Origin of the sequence: Burkholderia territorii, from assembly GCF_902833055.1 — a bacterium.
GTDB classification, from domain to species: domain Bacteria; phylum Pseudomonadota; class Gammaproteobacteria; order Burkholderiales; family Burkholderiaceae; genus Burkholderia; species Burkholderia territorii.
This window is the reverse complement of the sequence record NZ_CADFEJ010000028.1, coordinates 1-16,814: the sequence shown is the minus strand read 5'-3', so window position 1 is coordinate 16,814 and position 16,814 is coordinate 1. Positions and strand designations below refer to the sequence as shown.

At 68.0% G+C, this 16,814-nt stretch carries 14 protein-coding genes and 1 riboswitch; of the genes, 2 read left to right on the top strand and 12 right to left on the bottom strand.

Features of this window, described 5'->3' with window-relative positions:
- Positions 1 to 84: 84 nt before the first annotated feature.
- Together HW466_RS28555 and HW466_RS28550 are read right to left on the bottom strand one after the other, a co-directional pair.
- Positions 85 to 1,227, bottom strand: a complete 1,143-nt coding sequence (locus HW466_RS28555) for a branched-chain amino acid ABC transporter substrate-binding protein (RefSeq protein WP_040142930.1) — start codon at positions 1,225 to 1,227, stop codon at positions 85 to 87.
- A 419-nt stretch (positions 1,228 to 1,646) separates the two neighbouring features.
- Complete coding sequence (locus tag HW466_RS28550) at positions 1,647 to 2,726, bottom strand: NAD(P)H-dependent flavin oxidoreductase (RefSeq protein WP_174905968.1); 1,080 nt, start codon at positions 2,724 to 2,726, stop codon at positions 1,647 to 1,649.
- 278 nt (positions 2,727 to 3,004) lie between these two features.
- On the opposite strand from HW466_RS28550, the gene HW466_RS28545 reads away from it, so the two are divergent.
- Positions 3,005 to 3,697 (top strand): dienelactone hydrolase family protein, encoded by a 693-nt coding sequence (locus HW466_RS28545; RefSeq protein ID WP_059505470.1) that lies wholly within the window; start codon positions 3,005 to 3,007, stop codon positions 3,695 to 3,697.
- 80 nt (positions 3,698 to 3,777) lie between these two features.
- Positions 3,778 to 5,256 carry an amidase gene (locus HW466_RS28540; RefSeq protein ID WP_151006342.1) on the top strand — a complete coding sequence of 493 codons (1,479 nt, stop codon included), beginning with the start codon at positions 3,778 to 3,780 and terminating at the stop codon, positions 5,254 to 5,256.
- 84 nt (positions 5,257 to 5,340) lie between these two features.
- On the opposite strand, the gene metF is transcribed toward HW466_RS28540, so the two are convergent.
- From metF to HW466_RS28490, 10 genes are all read right to left on the bottom strand, one after another.
- Entirely contained in the window at positions 5,341 to 6,171 is an 831-nt protein-coding gene (metF, locus tag HW466_RS28535) for a methylenetetrahydrofolate reductase [NAD(P)H] (RefSeq protein ID WP_059465093.1), read from the bottom strand.
- Between the two features lie 24 nt (positions 6,172 to 6,195).
- On the bottom strand, positions 6,196 to 6,549 hold the full coding sequence (locus tag HW466_RS28530; RefSeq protein WP_006477367.1) for a phage holin family protein: 354 nt from the start codon (positions 6,547 to 6,549) through the stop codon (positions 6,196 to 6,198).
- Between the two features lie 170 nt (positions 6,550 to 6,719).
- The gene (gene ahcY / locus HW466_RS28525) at positions 6,720 to 8,138 is read right to left on the bottom strand and encodes an adenosylhomocysteinase (RefSeq protein ID WP_059452642.1); all 1,419 of its coding nucleotides are present in this window, start codon (positions 8,136 to 8,138) and stop codon (positions 6,720 to 6,722) included.
- A gap of 34 nt (positions 8,139 to 8,172) precedes the next feature.
- Positions 8,173 to 8,289: riboswitch (S-adenosyl-L-homocysteine riboswitch) on the bottom strand.
- A 77-nt stretch (positions 8,290 to 8,366) separates the two neighbouring features.
- Positions 8,367 to 9,101, bottom strand: a complete 735-nt coding sequence (locus HW466_RS28520) for an RNA polymerase sigma factor FliA (RefSeq protein ID WP_059452641.1) — start codon at positions 9,099 to 9,101, stop codon at positions 8,367 to 8,369.
- 22 nt (positions 9,102 to 9,123) lie between these two features.
- A complete protein-coding gene (locus HW466_RS28515; protein WP_059505476.1) occupies positions 9,124 to 9,933 on the bottom strand; it encodes a MinD/ParA family ATP-binding protein in 810 nt (269 codons plus the stop codon).
- A complete protein-coding gene (gene flhF / locus HW466_RS28510; RefSeq protein ID WP_176316121.1) occupies positions 9,926 to 11,701 on the bottom strand; it encodes a flagellar biosynthesis GTPase FlhF in 1,776 nt (591 codons plus the stop codon). Before flhF ends, HW466_RS28515 begins: the two co-directional genes overlap by 8 nt.
- On the bottom strand, positions 11,698 to 13,800 hold the full coding sequence (gene flhA, locus HW466_RS28505; RefSeq protein ID WP_059452638.1) for a flagellar biosynthesis protein FlhA: 2,103 nt from the start codon (positions 13,798 to 13,800) through the stop codon (positions 11,698 to 11,700). The genes flhF and flhA overlap by 4 nt, the downstream gene beginning before the upstream one ends.
- Positions 13,797 to 14,996 (bottom strand): flagellar biosynthesis protein FlhB, encoded by a 1,200-nt coding sequence (gene flhB, locus HW466_RS28500; RefSeq protein ID WP_151006367.1) that lies wholly within the window; start codon positions 14,994 to 14,996, stop codon positions 13,797 to 13,799. The genes flhA and flhB overlap by 4 nt, the downstream gene beginning before the upstream one ends.
- A gap of 334 nt (positions 14,997 to 15,330) precedes the next feature.
- Positions 15,331 to 15,711, bottom strand: a complete 381-nt coding sequence (locus HW466_RS28495) for a DUF805 domain-containing protein (protein ID WP_151006366.1) — start codon at positions 15,709 to 15,711, stop codon at positions 15,331 to 15,333.
- A 361-nt stretch (positions 15,712 to 16,072) separates the two neighbouring features.
- Positions 16,073 to 16,570 carry a VOC family protein gene (locus tag HW466_RS28490; RefSeq protein WP_059539844.1) on the bottom strand — a complete coding sequence of 166 codons (498 nt, stop codon included), beginning with the start codon at positions 16,568 to 16,570 and terminating at the stop codon, positions 16,073 to 16,075.
- Between the last annotated feature and the right edge of the window lie 244 nt (positions 16,571 to 16,814).

The following is a 16,814-nucleotide window of genomic DNA, read 5'->3' as shown; positions in this document are numbered from 1 at the left end:
CGCCCGCTGCGAGATCGCCAAAAAGAAAGGCGCGCCTGCGTTGCCGCAGGCGCGCCTTCACCCCTCTGTCGACCGCTTTTCAGCTTACATCTTCACTTCGTCGAGCAGCGTCTTCTTGCCGCTCTTGTAGTTGTACAGCGAAATCACGCCGTGCTGCAGGTCGCCCTTCGAGTCGAAGGTCGTCGTGCCGATCACGCCCGTGTACTTCGTTGCCGGCATCGCCGCGAGGATCTTCGCCGGGTCGGTCGAGTTCGCGCGCTTCATCGCGTCGGCGATGATGTACACGGCGTCATACGTGAACGGTGCGTAGATCTGGATCGGCTGGCCGAAACGCTTCTCGTACTTGGCCTTGAATGCTGCGCCGCCCGGCATCTTCTCGAGCGAAGCACCGGCTTCCGAGCACACGATGTTGTCGGTCGCGTCGCCGGCCAGGTCGGCCAGCTTCTCCGTGCACACGCCGTCGCCCGCGAAGATCTTGGCGCGCAGGCCGAGCTGCTTCGCCTGTTTCGCGAACGGGCCGCCGGTGGCATCCATGCCGCCGTACATGATCGCGTCCGGGTTCTCGCCCTTGATCTTCGTCAGAATCGCGCGGAAGTCGACAGCCTTGTCGTTGGTCGCGTCGTGCGACATCACCTTCAGGCCGAGCGCCTTGGCCTTCTTCTCGAATTCGTTCGCGAGACCCTGGCCGTAAGCGGTCGAATCGTCGACCACCGCAACGCTCTTGATGCCCTTCGAATGCGCGTAGTCGGCCAGTGCCGGGCCTTGCTGCGCGTCCGTCGCGACCACGCGGTACGTGGTCTTGAAGCCTTGCTGCGTGTAGGCCGGGTTGGTCGCCGACGGCGAAATCTGCACGATGCCCGCATCGCTGTAGATCTTCGAAGCCGGGATCGACGTGCCCGAGTTCAGGTGGCCGACCACCGCGACGACCTTGTCGTCGACGAGCTTCTGCGCAACCTGCGTGGCCTGCCGCGGGTCGGCCGCGTCATCCTGCGGGTCGAGTTGCAGCGTGATCTTCTGGCCGCCGATCGTGAGACCCTTCGCGTTGATTTCCTCGACTGCGAGACGCGCGCCGTTTTCGTTGTCCTTGCCCAGGTGTGCAATGCCGCCCGTCAACGGCGCGACGTGGCCGATCTTGACGACTTGATCGGCGGACGCGTTGCTTGCAGCTGCAGCACACAGCATCGCCGCTGCGGTGATCGGCAACAGCTTTTGCATCTTGATATTCATGTAAGTCTCCAGTTTCGGTCCCAATAAACGCCATCGCCCGGTGCCCCGCTGCCATCCCTGTGTTTGCATTCACTGGACGATTCGCCGGTTGCATCGTTTATGCACTTGGCCTCAAGCACGTAGGGAAACAGCCGCTTGTAGCGGCCGCCCGCCCGTACTTGCGCGCAAGTGTAGGTGATCAAATTAATTTGTGGGACTTTTTTGGGGTAGTGGTAACACTACCGATACGGGCGCATTGGAATGAACACTCGGATATCGCTGCAAGGCCCGCCAGATAAGGGTTTCCGCTAATTTCCGACGGCCGGATGAAAGGTTGATTCAAATCATTCCGCGTCATTTCGATTCGGTATTTTGTGCGCGGGATCATTGAATGAAACGCGCATGACAACACGCGCGTTTCTCGCTTCGATGCGAACCGCTCAGGCGGCCATTGCACGCCATTCGGCATCGAGCGCGTCGACGAGTTGCGACGTCGTCAGCGCGGCGTCGCGCCGCCGCGCGAGCGGTGCGCCCTGCCCGGCCCACAGCGACAGGTAGTCGCCGTCGTTCGCGCGCGCGGCGGCCTGGCGCAGCGGCTGGGTCAGCGCGTTCTGCACCGGATACGGCGCGACGTCGGCCGCGCGTTCGCCGAGCCGCATCATCAACGTGTTGCGCAATCCGCGCGCATGGCGGCCCGTGATCGCGCGCGTGACCTGCGTCGACGTATCGGCGCTCTCGCGCAGCCGCGCTTTCCAGTCCGCCGCGCTCGCGCTTTCCGCACACGTGATGAACGCGGTGCCGAGCTGCGCGGCCTGCGCGCCGAGTGCGAGCGCGGCGGCGATCCCGCGGCCGTCCATGATGCCGCCGGCGGCGAGCACGGGCAGCCCCGTCGCATTGACGAGCTGCGGCACCAGCGCGAACGTGCCGATCAGCGCATCGTCGGCCGAGCCGATGAAGGTACCGCGATGGCCGCCGGCTTCGGCGCCCTGCGCGGACAACGCGTCGGCGCCGGCCGCCTGCCACGCGAGCCCTTCGGCGACGTGCGTCGCGGTGCCGATCACGTAGGTGCCGGCGGCCTTCAGGCGCGCGACGTCGGCCGCATCGAGCACGCCGAACGTGAAGCTCGCGACCGGCACGCGCAGTGCGACGAGCGCGTCGAATTGCGCGCGGAAATCGGGCGCGTAGCGCGCGGGCGCGGTGCCGGGCGGCAACCCGAGCGTCGCGTTCAACGGATCGATCGCGGCGAGCGCGCGTGCGACGGTCGCCGCGTCGGGCGCGGCCTCGGACAATACGAACAGGTTCACGGCGAACGGACGCGAGGTCGCCGCGCGAATCGCCGCGACTTCGGCCGCGAGTCGATCCGGCTCGAACGCGCCGGCGCCGAGACTGCCGAGCGCGCCGGCATTGGATGCGGCCGCGACCATCGCGGCCGTGGTCGCGCCGACCATCGGCGCCTGCACGAGCGGCAGGCGCAAGCCGAAGCGTTCGGAAAACGGAGTGGACAATGCACGGGCTGACATGGCGAATCCTTCGATGACGATGCGCGAAAGCGCTTTGTAAAGGCCTGCACGTCGACTCTATCGAAGCGGCGCGTCGCCGAAAAATGAATAATCGAGATCGAAACGATCGCTGCGCGAGAAGCAGTTCGCGACGCGGCTTCGACACGGCGTCGACGCGCGCCCATCCGCCAGGCGCGCCGCTTGCACGCTGCAGCGCGGCAGGATTGATGGCACACTAGGCCGCCCGTTTTTCCATCCGCGGCGCGCATGCCGCGCGCCCGTTTGCCAGGAGTTTCAACGTGACTGCCCAATGGATCGACATCCCGACCGGTAACGACACCTTCGGCGGCTATCTCGCGCTGCCCAAGCGCGGCAAGGGCCCCGCCGTCATCATCATCCAGGAGATCTTCGGCGTGAACTCGCACATCCGTGCGGTCGCGGACCAATACGCGGCCGACGGCTTCGTCGCGCTCGCGCCGGACGTGTTCTGGCGCACGCAGCCGCGCGTCGAGCTGACCTACGAAGGCGCCGATCGCGACAAGGGCATCGAGCTGATGAAGAAGACCGACGTCGGTCTCGCGGTCGCGGACATCGGCGCGGCCGCCGACGCGTTGCGCGCGCGCCCCGAAGTCGCCGGCAAGGTGGCCGCGATCGGCTACTGCTTCGGCGGCCAGCTCGCATACCGCGCGGCCGCGGCCGCCAAGGTCGATGCGGCGGTCGCCTATTACGGCGGCGGCATCCAGAATGCGCTCGACCTCGCCGGCAAGATCACGCAGCCGATCCTGTTCCACTACGCGGAGAACGACCACGGCATTCCGCTCGACGCCGTCGAGCAGGTGAAGGCCGCGTTCGCGGGCCGCCAGAACGCGTCGTTCCATCTGTATCCGGGCGCCGAACACGGCTTCAACTGCACCGATCGCGCGTCGTACAACCAGCGCGCGTCAGCGCTCGCGCACGGCCGCACGCTGACGTTCCTCGCCGAGCACGTGTAACGGCCCGGCAGCGGGCCCGGCGCGCCGGGCCCGCGTTATCCTCCTTTCATCGCCACGCGTCACAACCGGGGGTGACTGCGATGCACTCGGACTATCTCGCGCACGACGCGATCGGGCTTGCGACACTCGTGCGCGAGCGCCACGCGAGCCCGCGCGAACTGCTCGACGCCGCGATCGGCCAGGCCGAAGCGGTGAACGGCGCGATCAACGCGATCGTCCTGCAGGACTACGACGATGCGCGCAAGCGGGCGGAATCGGCTGCCGATACCGGCACCGATGCGCCATTCGCCGGCGTCCCGTATCTCGTCAAGGATCTCGGCGCGGCGGTCGCCGGGCTGCCGTTGTCGATGGGCAGCCGCCACTATCGCTACTTCGTCCCCGCCGACGATTCGCCGGTGATCGCGCGCAGCCGCGCGGCGGGACTCAACGTGTTCGGCAAGACCAACACGTCCGAAATCGGGCAGATGCCGTACACCGAACCCGAACTGTTCGGCGCGTGCCGCAATCCTTGGAACCTCGATCACACGCCCGGCGGCTCGAGCGGCGGCGCGGCCGCGGCCGTCGCGGCCGGCATCGTGCCGCTCGCGCATGCATCCGACGGCGGCGGCTCGATCCGGATTCCGGCGTCGTGCTGCGGGCTGTTCGGGCTGAAGCCCAGCCGCAACCCGGTGCTGGTCGACCTGCCGTCGAACGGCGAGCTGGTCGTCCAGCATGCGGTGTCGCGCAGCGTGCGCGACAGCGCGCTGCTGCTCGACGTGACGACCGGCCAGACGCTGCCGCCCGGTGCGCCCGGCACCTTTCTGGGCGCGCTCGACACGCCACCCGGTCCGCTGCGCATCGGCCTCGTCGTCGATCCGATGCTCGCGCCGGCGCTCTCCGACGACACGCGCGCGGCGCTCGACGACGCGGCCGCGCTCGTCGAATCGCTCGGCCATCACGTCGAGCCGGCGACGCTGAACATCGACTACGCACGCGCGGCGGAAACCTTTCTCACGCTGTGGGCGACGATCGCCGAGGAGATGGTGCTCGGTGCGCGCGCGCTGACCGGGCGCACGCCGAAGCGCGCGGAGTTCGAACCGGCGACGTGGGCGATGGCCGTCGTCGGCCGGCGCATCGCCCGCGCGCGCTTGCCGGACGTGCTCGAATGGCAGCGCCAGCTCACCGTGCAGGTCGCGGGCCTCGTGTCGCGCTACGACGCGATCCTGTGCGCGACGCTCGCGGGGCCGCCGGTGAAGATCGGCGAGCTGCGGCCGACGCCGCTCGAAGCCGCGCAGATGAAGCTGCTCGGCGCGCTGCCCGTCAAGCCGCTGCTGCGGGAAATGCTCGCGAAGGCGTCGGAGCAGGCGTTCGCATGGGCCGGCTGCACCGAGCTGTTCAACCTGACGGGCCAGCCGGCGATGTCGGTGCCGCTCTACTGGAACGCGCGCGGCCTGCCGATCGGCGTGCAGTTCGTCGCGCGCCACGCCGACGAGGCGTTGCTGCTGAAACTCGCGCGCCAGCTCGAACAGGCGCGGCCGTGGTTCGACCGGCGCCCGCCGCTGATGCAGGCGCGGCGCTGATACCCGGCACGGCCGCCGCAAGCGAAAAAAAGCCTCGCCGGTTTTGCCGGCGAGGCTTTTGCGCATGCAACCGCGCGATGGCGCTTACATCGTGAGCCGTTCGCAGATGGTCCGCGTCGCGGCCGCCGCGTTCAGCGTATAGAAGTGCAGACCCGGCACGCCCGCGTCGATCAGGCGCTGGCACAGGCTCGTGACGACGTCCGCGCCGAACGCGCGGATCGCGTCGCGATCGTCGCCGAAGCTCTCGAGCCGGCGCGCGACCCAGCGCGGCACTTCCGCGCCGCACATTTCCGAGAAACGCATCAGCTGCGAGAAGTTCGTGATCGGCATGATGCCCGGCACGATCGGCACGTCCACCCCCAGCTTGCGCGCATCGTCGACGAAGCGGAAATACGCGTCGGCGTTGAAGAAGTACTGCGTGATCGCGGAATTCGCGCCGGCTTTCACCTTGCGCGCGAAGTTCTCGAGATCGGCCTTCGGCGAGCGCGATTGCGGGTGGTATTCCGGATAGCCGGCGACTTCGATGTGGAACCAGTCGCCATGCTCGGCACGGATGAAGCTGACGAGCTCGGACGCATAGCGCAGCTCGCCGACCTCGCCCATCCCCGACGGCAGGTCGCCGCGCAGCGCGACGATGTGCCGGATGCCGTGCGAGCGATACTGGTCGAGGATCGCGCGCAGGTTGTCGCGCGACGAGCCGATGCACGACAGGTGCGGCGCGGCCTCGAGGCCGTCCTTCTGCATGTCGAGCACGGTATCGAGCGTGCCCTGCTGCGTCGAGCCGCCGGCGCCGAACGTCACGGAGACGAACTTCGGCTTCAGCGGCAGCAGCTGCGCACGCGTGGCGCGCAGCTTCTCGACGCCGTCCGCCGTCTTCGGCGGGAAGAATTCAAACGAGAGTTCGATCGATTTCATGATTCGCAAGAATGGGCACGGCCGTCAGCCGATGTCGCGCTGCCCGAAGATCAGCGCGGACAGCAGCCACGACACGATGCTGTACAGGATCGAACCGAAGAACGCCGACCAGAAGCCCGACACCTCGAAACCCTTCAGCAGCGACGACGCGAACCAGAAGCACAACGCGTTCACGACGAGGATGAACACCCCGAGCGTGACGATCGTGACCGGCAGCGTCAGCAGGATCAGCACCGGACGAATCACCGTGTTGATCAGGCCGAGCACGACCGCGATGATTAGCGCGGTGCCGAAGCTCTTGATGTGGATCGACGGCACGAGGTACGTGATGATCAGCAGCGCGAGGGCGTTGATGACCCAGGTGAGGATGACGCTCATGGAGGGCTCCGGTTCGGTTGTCGATCTGGTCGGTCAGTGGCCGCCGCCGGCCGTCCCGCGCGCTCCGCGCAGCGGCGGACAGCGCGCGACGGCCGGCGCTCCGGCACCGTGCCGCCGCGCCGCGCACGCCCGCTGCTGCGGTACGCACGCGGCACGGCGGCGCCGGTGCATCAGTAGCGGTAGTGATTCGGCTTGAACGGGCCGTCCTTCTGCACGCCGATGTACGCGGCCTGCTCGTCCGACAGCACGGACAGGTTCGCGCCGATGCGCGCGAGGTGCAGGCGCGCGACCTTTTCATCGAGGTGCTTCGGCAGCACGTACACCTTGTTCTCGTACTGGTCGCCGCGCGTGAAGAGTTCGATCTGCGCGAGCGTCTGGTTCGCGAACGAGTTCGACATCACGAACGACGGGTGGCCGGTCGCGCAGCCAAGGTTCACGAGGCGGCCTTCGGCCAGCAGGATGATGCGCTTGCCGTCCGGGAAGATGATGTGGTCGACCTGCGGCTTGATGTTTTCCCACTGGTACTGGCGGGTCGACGCGACGTCGATTTCCGAGTCGAAGTGGCCGATGTTGCAGACGATCGCGTTGTGGCGCATCGCCTTCATGTGATCGTGGTTGATCACGTGGTAGTTGCCGGTCGCCGTCACGAAGATGTCGGCCTTGTCGGCCGCGTATTCCATCGTCACGACGCGGTAGCCTTCCATCGCCGCCTGCAGCGCGCAGATCGGATCGATTTCCGTGACCCACACGGTCGCGCCGAGGCCGCGCAGCGATTGCGCGCAGCCCTTGCCCACGTCGCCGTAGCCCGCGACGACCGCGACCTTGCCCGCGATCATCACGTCGGTCGCGCGCTTGATGCCGTCGACGAGCGACTCGCGGCAGCCGTACAGGTTGTCGAACTTCGACTTCGTGACCGAGTCGTTGACGTTGAACGCCGGGAACGGCAGGCGGCCGTCCTTCTCCATCTGGTACAGGCGGTGCACGCCGGTCGTGGTTTCCTCGGTCACGCCCTTGATGTGCGCGAGGCGCGTCGAGTACCAGGTCGGGTCTGCGTCGAGGTGCTTGGCGATCGACTTGAAGAGCGCGACTTCTTCCTCGTTGGTCGGCTTCGCGATCACCGAACGGTCCTTCTCGGCCTTCGCGCCGAGGATCAGCAGCAGCGTTGCGTCGCCGCCGTCGTCCAGGATCATGTTCGCGAATTCGCCGTTCGGCCATTCGAAGATGCGGTGCGAGAACTCCCAGTATTCGTCGAGCGACTCGCCCTTGAACGCGAACACCGGCGTGCCGGCTTCGACGATCGCGGCGGCGGCGTGGTCCTGCGTCGAGAAGATGTTGCACGATGCCCAGCGAACGTCCGCGCCGAGCGCCTTCAGCGTCTCGATCAGCACGCCGGTCTGGATCGTCATGTGGAGCGAACCGGCGATGCGCGCGCCCTTCAGCGGCTGCTGCGCCTTGTATTCGTCGCGGATCTGCACGAGGCCCGGCATTTCGGTCTCGGCGATGTTCAGTTCCTTGCGGCCCCAGCCGGCAAGCGCCATGTCGGCGACGACGTAATCCTGGGAAACCTTGGAATCGATAATGGCGTTCATCACGCCCTCCTTTCTAAAAAAGTTCTAGAAATTGGTGACGTGAGCGCCGTTCAGGAAGCGGGGCCGGCGCGCATGGTGCCGCGCGGCTGCTTGGTGAAGCTTTCCGAGCCTGGCGGACGCAGGATGGTCCGTCGCAACGCTCCTCGGGAAGCGGGAGGGATTGTAGCAAATCGGCGCGGGAAATGCGCGCCGCGCGCGGCATCGGCGCGCGCGGGCGTCATGAAAGGGTCAGTTCTCCGCGCCGACCCACGCCTGTTCGCGCAGTCGCGCGCGCAGCCGCGCGACGGCCTGGCTGTGCAGCTGGCACACGCGCGACTCGCTGACCTCGAGCACCGCGCCGATCTCGCGCAGGTTCAGACCGCGCTCGTAGTACAGCGACATCAGCAGCTTCTCGCGCTCGGGCAGCCGCTCGATCGCTTCGACGAGCGCCTCGCGCAGGTGTTCGTCGAGCAGCGACGACAACGGATCGGCGTGATCGACGCGATAGCGGTCGAGGAACGGCTCGTCGTCGGCCGCGCGATCGAAATCCTCGTAATAGATGAGCTGGCTGCCGTGCAGGTCCTGCAGCATCCCCTGGTATTCGTCGAGCGGCATCTTCAGGTGCTGCGCGATCTCGGTCTCGCTCGCGGAGCGGCCGAGCTGCTGCTCGACCTGATGCACCGCGTACTCGACCTCGCGCGACGTCTTGCGCAGGCTGCGCGGCAGCCAGTCGTTGCTGCGCAGCTCGTCGAGCATCGCGCCGCGGATGCGCTGCGTCGCGTACGTCTCGAACTGCGCGCCCTGGTCTTCCTTGTAGCGGCCGGCCGCGTCCATCAGGCCGATCATGCCGGCCTGGATCAGGTCGTCGAGATCGACGCTCGCCGGCATCTTCGCGACGAGCTGCAGCCCCAGGCGCCGCACGAGCGGCGCATATTGCGCGAGCACGTCGGCCTGGGTCATCTTTCCTTGAGCGTTGTACATCATGGCTCTCTCCTTCCGGTGGCGCTCACGCGGCGTGTGCCGCACCCGCCTCGTACGACGGCTTGCCGCCCGCATGCACGGCGCGGCCGGCGCCCGGGCGCGGGCGCATCGGCCAGTACAGCAGGTCGGCGGCAATCTGCCGGTAATCGCGTGCGGCGGCCGACGACGGGAACGCGTCGACCGCGGTATGCATCAGGTCGCGCGCATGCTCGACGAGCGGATCGGCGCTCACGCAGCCGGCATCGGCGATCGACACCGTCAGGTAGCGGCTCGCAACGCCCGCGAGGTTGTCGAATGCGGTCCTGGCGTCGGCGTGGCTGCCGACGTGATTGGTCAGCACGCGGAACTGCGCGACCGCGTGCGCGAAATGCAGGCGCTTCATGCACGCGTACGCCTCGGTGATCGCCTGCGCGGCGACCCGCGTGACGATCAGCACGTCGTGCGCCTCGCGCGCGAGCGCGGAGAACGTGCCGTCGGCACCGAGCTGCGCGTCGACCAGCACGATGTCGGCCTGGCCGTCGATGAAGTCGCTCAGTTGCGAATCGCTGTAGCCGTCGCGCGGAGCCGCGCACAGGCCGAACCCCGCGGCGACGCGCGTGCGTTCGCCGTCGCGCAGCCACGCGCCCGCGAGCGTCGCCGCGGCCGAATGCACGTCGGCGCGCTCGTCGACGACGAGCACGTCCTTGCCGAGCGCGGTCAGCGCGGCCGCGACGTTGACGACGGTCGTCGTGCAGCCGACGCCGACCGGCCCGCCCGTCACCGCGACGATGCGCGACGCGCGCCCGGCGAGCAGGCGCCGCAGCCCTTCGGCCTGGTCGATGATCCGTTTATCCAAATCGCACCTCGTGCAGCTCGGCGGTGGAACGTGCGGTCAGTGCGGAAAGCAGCGTCGGCATGTCCTCGTCTTGCGGCACGAAGGGCGAGCCGTCGCGCGGCACACAGAACGCGCTTTTCAGCAGGAAGCGGGTCGATGCGACGTACAGGTTTTCCGGCACCTTCTGGCCGGTCGACACGTAGTGGACCGGCAGCTTGTAGCGGATCACCGTGTCGAGCACGCCGCCGAGGTGAGTCGCCTCGTCGAGCTTGGTCAGGATGCAGCCGGCCAGGTCCGGATATTCGGCCGCGCTGCGGTACGCCTGGACGACCTCGTTGAGCGTGTCGCCGTGGCTCGTCGCGTTGAGCAGCAACAGGCGCTGCACCGGCGCGTTCGCGCCGTGCAGCATCGCGATCTGGTCGGACAGCGCGCGGTCGCGCTGGCTCATGCCGATCGTGTCGATCAGCACGATGTGCTTGTTGCGCAGCTCGGACAGCGCAAGCTCCAGATCGCCCGCGTCCTTCACCGCGTGCACGGGCACGCCGAGGATCTTGCCGAAGATGCGCAGCTGCTCGTGGCCGCCGATCCGGTAGCTGTCGGTGGTCAAGAGCGCGACCTTGCTCGCGCCGAAGCGCATCACGCAGCGCGCGGCGAGCTTCGCGGTGGTGGTCGTCTTGCCGACACCGGTCGGGCCCATCAGCGCGAACACGCCGCCGCGCTCCATCAGCGCGTCTTCGCTCTCGAGCACCGGCAGGTTCGCCGCGAGCACCGACTGCGCCCATTCGGCGGCCTGCTCGAAGGTCTGCGCGCCGTCGCCGGACGGCAGGTTGTCGACCAGCATGCGCACCAGTTGCGCGGAGAAGCCGGCCGAGAACAGGTGTCTGGTCAGCGCGCCGTGCACCGGGCTGCGGCGCTGGCGGTCGTGCCACATCAGGCTGTCGAACTGCTCCTCCATCATCCCGCGCATCGCGCCGAGCTCGTGCATCACGGTGTCGTTGACGATGCTCTCGATGCGCGTCTTCACCGCGTCGGCCACCGCGGCGGCCGCTTCCGCGGACAGGCGCGTGCGTTCGGCCGGCTTCGCGGCGCCCGCTTCGCCGTGGCGAACCGTGGCGGCGGCAGCGGACGGCATCCGGCGTTCGGCGTCGCGCACGATGTCACGCGCCCAGCCGGCCGGCGTGGCCGGCGCGGCGTCCTGCTGCGTGCGGGCCGGCGACGGCGGCGCGGCCGGTACGGCCTGCGCGCGGGCGATCAGCGCTTCGCGCTGCTGGGTCAGGCGCTTCGCGTGCTCGACGAGCCACGGCGCGGGTTCGGATGCCGCGGCCGGTGCGGCGGCAGCCGCTGCGTCGGCGGCAGGGGCGGACCCGGCCGGCGCCGGCGATGCCGTGTCCGCGGCGTGCGCATCGGCGTCGAAAGCGGCCTGCCGGGTTGCCGGCTCCGTCGCTTCGGCACTCGCGCCGAACACCGACGAGAACACGTCGGGCAGGCCGCCTTCGCCCGCCGCATACGGATTGACGGCCGGGCGCGCGGGCGCGGCAGCGGGGCGCGACACGATGCCCGGGACGGCCGCTGCCGGCACGGATTCCGGCGCGCGCGGCGCGAGGGTGCGCGCGCGGGCGGCGGCCGGCGGTGCGACCGCGGCAAGATCCGAGTCGGCGAGTGCGACGATTTCGACGCTGCCGTCATCGAGCGTGCGATTCGACAGCACGACGGCGTCGGCACCCAGTGCCTCGCGCACGAGACGAAGCGCGTCGCGGCTGGTCGCGCCGGTGAATTTGCGAATGTTCAAGCGGAACCCCCGATGACGTTAACGACTTTGATCGTGCGTGTGTCCGGCACTTCGGCATACGACAGCACTTTCAGTTGCGGCAGGCTGCGGCGCAGGAAACGCGCGAGCATCGCGCGCAGCGCGTGCTGCACCAGCAGCACCGGCGGCAGCCCGAGATTCTGTTGACGCAGCATCGCCTGTTGCGTGCCGGTCAGAAGGTTGTGCGCGAGGCCGGGCTCGAGGCCCGGATTCGCGCCGGTGGCGAGCGCCTGCGACAGCACGCGCTCGAGATTCGAATCGAGGCCCATCACCTGCATCTCGCCCGAGCCCGGATACCACTGCTGCGTGATCGCGCGGCCGAGCGACAGCCGCACCGCGGCGGTGATCTCGTACGCGTCGCCGCGGCCCGCGTGTTCGGACACGGCCTCGAGGATCGTGCGCATGTCGCGGATCGGCACGCCTTCCTCGAGCAGGTTCTGCAGCACTTTCTGCAGCGTGGTGAGCGAGATCGTCTTCGGCACGAGATCCTCGACGAGCGACGGCGCATCCTTGCCGGTGCGCTCGACCAGCGCCTGCACTTCCTGGCGGCCGAGCAGCTCGGCCGCGTGCTGGACGACCAGATGGTTCAGATGCGTCGCGACGACCGTGCTCGCATCGACGACCGTGTAGCCGTACACCTGCGCCTGCTCGCGCATCGCGACGTCGATCCACACGGCAGGCAGCCCGAACGCCGGATCCTGCGTCGCGGCGCCCGGCAGCGCGGCCGTCACCTGGCCCGGGTTGATCGCGAGCCACTGGCCCGGGAACACTTCGCCCGCGCCGATCTCGACGCCCTTCAGCGCGATCCGGTACGCGTTCGGCCGCAGCTCGAGGTTGTCGCGGATATGGATCACCGGCGGCAGGAAACCGATCTCCTGCGCGAATTTCTTGCGGATGCTCTTGATGCGCTTGAGCAGCTCGCCGTCGCTGTTCTTGTCGACGAGCGGAATCAGCCGGTAGCCGACTTCGAGGCCGAGCGGATCGATCAGCTGCACGTCGTCCCAGGTCGCCTCGTGCGCGTCGCCCGGCAGCGCGGCGGGCGGTGCGATCTCGGTCACGTCGCCGGCCGCCACGCGGGCCGCCGCGCGGCGCGTCTGCGTGCGGGCCAGCCAGATCGCGCCGCCGCCGAGCGCGAGGAACGCGAAGTGCGGCATGCCCGGGATCAGGCCCATCAGCACGATGATCGCGCCGGTGATCGTCAGCACGCGCGGGTTCGTGAACAGCTGGCCGGTGATCTGCGTGCCGATGTCCTCGTCGGTCGCGACGCGCGACACGATCACGCCGGCCGCCGTCGAGATCACGAGCGACGGGATCTGCGCGACGAGGCCGTCGCCGATCGTCAGCAGCGTGTAGTTGGTGCCGGCCGCGGCGAACGACATGTCGTGCTGCACCATCCCGACGATCAGCCCGCCGATCACGTTGATCGCCATGATGATCAGGCCGGCGATCGCGTCGCCGCGCACGAACTTCGACGCGCCGTCCATCGACCCGTAGAACTCGGCTTCCTGCGATACGGCGAGGCGCCGCTTGCGCGCCTGTTCCTCGTTGATGAGGCCGGCGTTCAGGTCGGCGTCGATCGCCATCTGCTTGCCGGGCATCGCGTCGAGCGTGAAGCGCGCGGACACTTCCGCGATCCGCCCCGCGCCCTTCGTGATCACCATGAAGTTGATGATCATCAGGATCACGAACACGACGATGCCGACCGCGAAGTTGCCGCCGACGAGGAAGTGGCCGAACGCCTCGATCACCTGGCCGGCCGCGTCGGGGCCGGTGTGGCCCTCGAGCAGCACGACGCGCGTCGACGCGACGTTCAGCGACAGGCGCAGGAGCGTCGAGAACAGCAGCACGCTCGGGAACGCCGCGAAGTCGAGCGGCTTCATCGTGTACATGCTGACGAGCAGCACCATCACCGACAGCGCGATGTTGAACGTGAACAGCAGATCCAGCAGCAGCGGCGGCAGCGGCAGGATCATCATCCCCAGGATCATGCAGATGAGGATCGGGCCCGCGAGCGCGCGCAGGTTGGTGCCGGCGAACGGATTCTGGCGCTTGGCGAACAGGCCGGTGGTCGGGGTGCTCATGCTGCGTTTCCTTGCTTGCCGAGCGTGTCTTCGGCTTCCTCGCGCTCGTCGTCGGCCGCGACCGACGACCCCTTGTCGAGTTCGGCCGGCACGTCGAGATCGACCGGCGCGGCCGGGAACGCGCCGCCTTCCGAACGGAAGCGCCGCAACTGATAGACCCACGCGAGCACTTCGGCGACGGCCGAATACAGCGAGCCGGGAATCTCGCGTTCGAGTTCGACGTTGTGATACAGCGCACGCGCGAGCGGCGGCGCTTCGAGCAGCGGCACGTTGTGCTCGGCCGCGAGTTCGCGGATGCGCGCGGCGACGAGGTTCACGCCCTTCGCGACGACCTTCGGCGCGCGCATCTCGCCATCCGTGTACTGCAGCGCGACGGCGAAGTGCGTCGGGTTCGTGACGACCACGTCGGCCTTCGGCACGGCGGCCATCATCCGGCGCCGCGCGATCGCGCGCTGCTGCTGGCGGATGCGGCCCTTCACGTGCGGATCGCCTTCGTTCTCGCGATGCTCGCGCTTCACTTCTTCCTTCGTCATGCGCAACTTCTTGTTGTACTGCCAGAGTTGGTAAGGCACATCGAGCGCGGCGACCACCAGCATCCCGGCGACCGTCGTGCCGCAGCACACGGCGACCAGGTGCATCGCATCGGCGAGCGCCGAGCCGAGCGGCTGGGTCGCGAGGCCGAGCAGCTCGTCCTTGCTGCGCCAGATCGCGATCCCGCCGATCCCGCCGACGACGATCGTCTTCGCAAGCGACATCCCGAGCTGGATCGGCCCCTGGATCGAGAACATCCGGCCGAGGCCCGCGATCGGGTTCAGGCGGTCGAATTTGAGCTCGAAGGTCTTCTGCGAGATCAGCCAGCCGCCGAGCGCCATCGGCGCGAGCAGCGCGGCCAGCCCGGTGAGCGCGAGGAGCGGCAGCAGCGCGGCGAGACCTTCGACGCTCGCGCCGCCGGCCGCCGACAGCATCCGGTGCGTGTCGAACGCGGTCGCGCGGTCGAACGCGAACGCGCCGCGCAGCATCGTCTGCAGATGCGCACCCGACGGACCCGCGAGCAGCCACGCGCCGTAGAACCCGGCCGCGAGCAGCGCGAACGAAGCCAGTTCGCGCGAACGCGCGACCTGCCCCTCCTCGCGCGCCTTCTCACGGCGCCTCGGAGTAGCGGCTTCGGTTCTGTCGAGATCGCTCTCGTCTGCCACGGGGCCTCCAGTCGGGTACGGCGAAATGCCGCTTTCCAGTGACACCGATTATTCATGCGCGCGTCAAACGCCGATCGGTCGAGCAAAGCCGGGAAAGGGGGGTATTTCGGAGAATCGGGCGAGCCGGTGCGACGGGCGGTCGCGGGCAGGCGCGGCGCGCCGGGAGGCGGCGGGAACCGCGTTCGGACGAAGGCGCGGTGAAGCGGGTGAAGCGGATGAAGCGGATGAAGCGGATGAAGCGGGTGAACGCGTGAAGCGGGGAATCGACGCAGCCGTGAAGCGGTCGTCGGCCCGCCCCCGGCGCGACGGCGTCGCGCGCGGGGGCGGGCGGCGCTCAGATCGCCGGAATCGGATCGAGGCCGAAACGGTTCGGGCCGTTGGTGCCGCGCGAGCACATCCACACGAGCAGCAGGATCCCGCCGACGATCGGGACGAACCCGACCAGCAGGAACCAGCCCGAGCGGCCCGTGTCGTGCAGGCGGCGGACGGTGACCGCTAGGCTCGGCAGCACCAGCGCGAGCGACACGACGGCCGCGACGATCATCAGCAGCAGCGACAGCGCGCTCGCATCGCGCCCCGCCATGGTGATCACCTGACAGACGATCGACACGACGCCGGTAAGCAGCGCGAAATACCAGTATTCGGCACGGCGCGCGCGGCCCTCGAATTTCGCGTATTGATTGAATGCGGAACGAACAGCCTCGGTGAAATTCATTTTATTGCCCTCATGTTTTATATCGGCGACCCCGGATACGACGCGGGCATTATAAATTTTAATTTCCGGGCATTGCATCTCTTTTCGCGCGCCGGCCGGCTCGCATGCGGCCTCTCGCAGCACTGGCACGGCTTCAGCGGCGGCAGACCATTTCGCCGGCGGGCACGTCACGCGATTTTGATAATCGCATTACTCCGGCATAAAGCTGCGCCATATAATCCATAGCTTGATTACACCAGCATGAAACGCGCCACGATCGATAATCGAATCGATCGTTCGGCACGCATTTACCCCAGCCGGCGGGAATATCTCCGGGCGTCGCGCGCCCGTCGAAGTCGGCGTGGCCCGGCAGCCGCTCGCGCTAGCCTGCCGCCGCCTGCTCGAGCACGTGGAGATCGAGCTTCTTCATCTTCATCACCTGCGCCATTACACGTTCGGCGCGTGCCGGATCGCCGGCCATCAGCTCGGGCATCTGCACGGGCACCACCTGCCACGACACGCCGAAGCGGTCGCGCAGCCAGCCGCACTGCTGCGCGCGCTCGTCGCCGCCTTCGGTCAGGGCCGCCCAGTAACGGTCGATCTCCTGCTGGTCGCGGCAGTTGACGACGAACGACACGGCCGGCGTGAGCGGAAACGCCGGGCCGCCGTTCAGCGCGAGAAACGCCTGCCCGTCCAGCTCGAACGACACCGTCATCACCGCGCCCTCCGCCTGCCCGGACGCCTGCGCGCCGGACTTGCCGTAGCGGGCGACGTGCAGGATGCGCGCATCGTCGAATACCGACACGTAGAAGCGGGCGGCCGCCTCGGCGTCGTGGTCGAACCACAGAAACGGCGTGATGCGTTGAATACGCTGGCTCATGGCGCTGTCTCCTCGATGTCGTGCCGGCACCGGTGCCGGTCTTATATCGTAGGCGCTATGCCGGCACGCTGCGGCCGCCCGGCGCGTAGTGCGTCGCCGACGGCACACGCAAAAAAAAAGGTTCATCGCAGAAAACCGTGGAGGGTTTTCAAGCGATTGCATAATCTGACACCTGATTCTAAGGATGTCGGAGGAGGCAATTGCTCGATCGAAAGGCACTTCAGGCACTGGGCTGCTGGACCGG

Bases quoted from the DNA above. Each gene is read 5' to 3' on its own strand.
- HW466_RS28490 (WP_059539844.1), bottom strand. From the start codon at position 16,570: ATGAGCCAGCGTATTCAACGCATCACGCCGTTTCTGTGGTTCGACCAC.
- HW466_RS28555 (WP_040142930.1), bottom strand. From the start codon at position 1,227: ATGAATATCAAGATGCAAAAGCTGTTGCCGATCACCGCAGCGGCGATG.
- HW466_RS28530 (WP_006477367.1), bottom strand. From the start codon at position 6,549: ATGAGCGTCATCCTCACCTGGGTCATCAACGCCCTCGCGCTGCTGATC.
- flhA (WP_059452638.1), bottom strand. From the start codon at position 13,800: ATGAGCACCCCGACCACCGGCCTGTTCGCCAAGCGCCAGAATCCGTTC.
- HW466_RS28495 (WP_151006366.1), bottom strand. From the start codon at position 15,711: ATGAATTTCACCGAGGCTGTTCGTTCCGCATTCAATCAATACGCGAAA.
- HW466_RS28540 (WP_151006342.1), top strand. From the start codon at position 3,778: ATGCACTCGGACTATCTCGCGCACGACGCGATCGGGCTTGCGACACTC.
- HW466_RS28520 (WP_059452641.1), bottom strand. From the start codon at position 9,101: ATGATGTACAACGCTCAAGGAAAGATGACCCAGGCCGACGTGCTCGCG.
- metF (WP_059465093.1), bottom strand. From the start codon at position 6,171: ATGAAATCGATCGAACTCTCGTTTGAATTCTTCCCGCCGAAGACGGCG.
- HW466_RS28550 (WP_174905968.1), bottom strand. From the start codon at position 2,726: ATGTCAGCCCGTGCATTGTCCACTCCGTTTTCCGAACGCTTCGGCTTG.
- ahcY (WP_059452642.1), bottom strand. From the start codon at position 8,138: ATGAACGCCATTATCGATTCCAAGGTTTCCCAGGATTACGTCGTCGCC.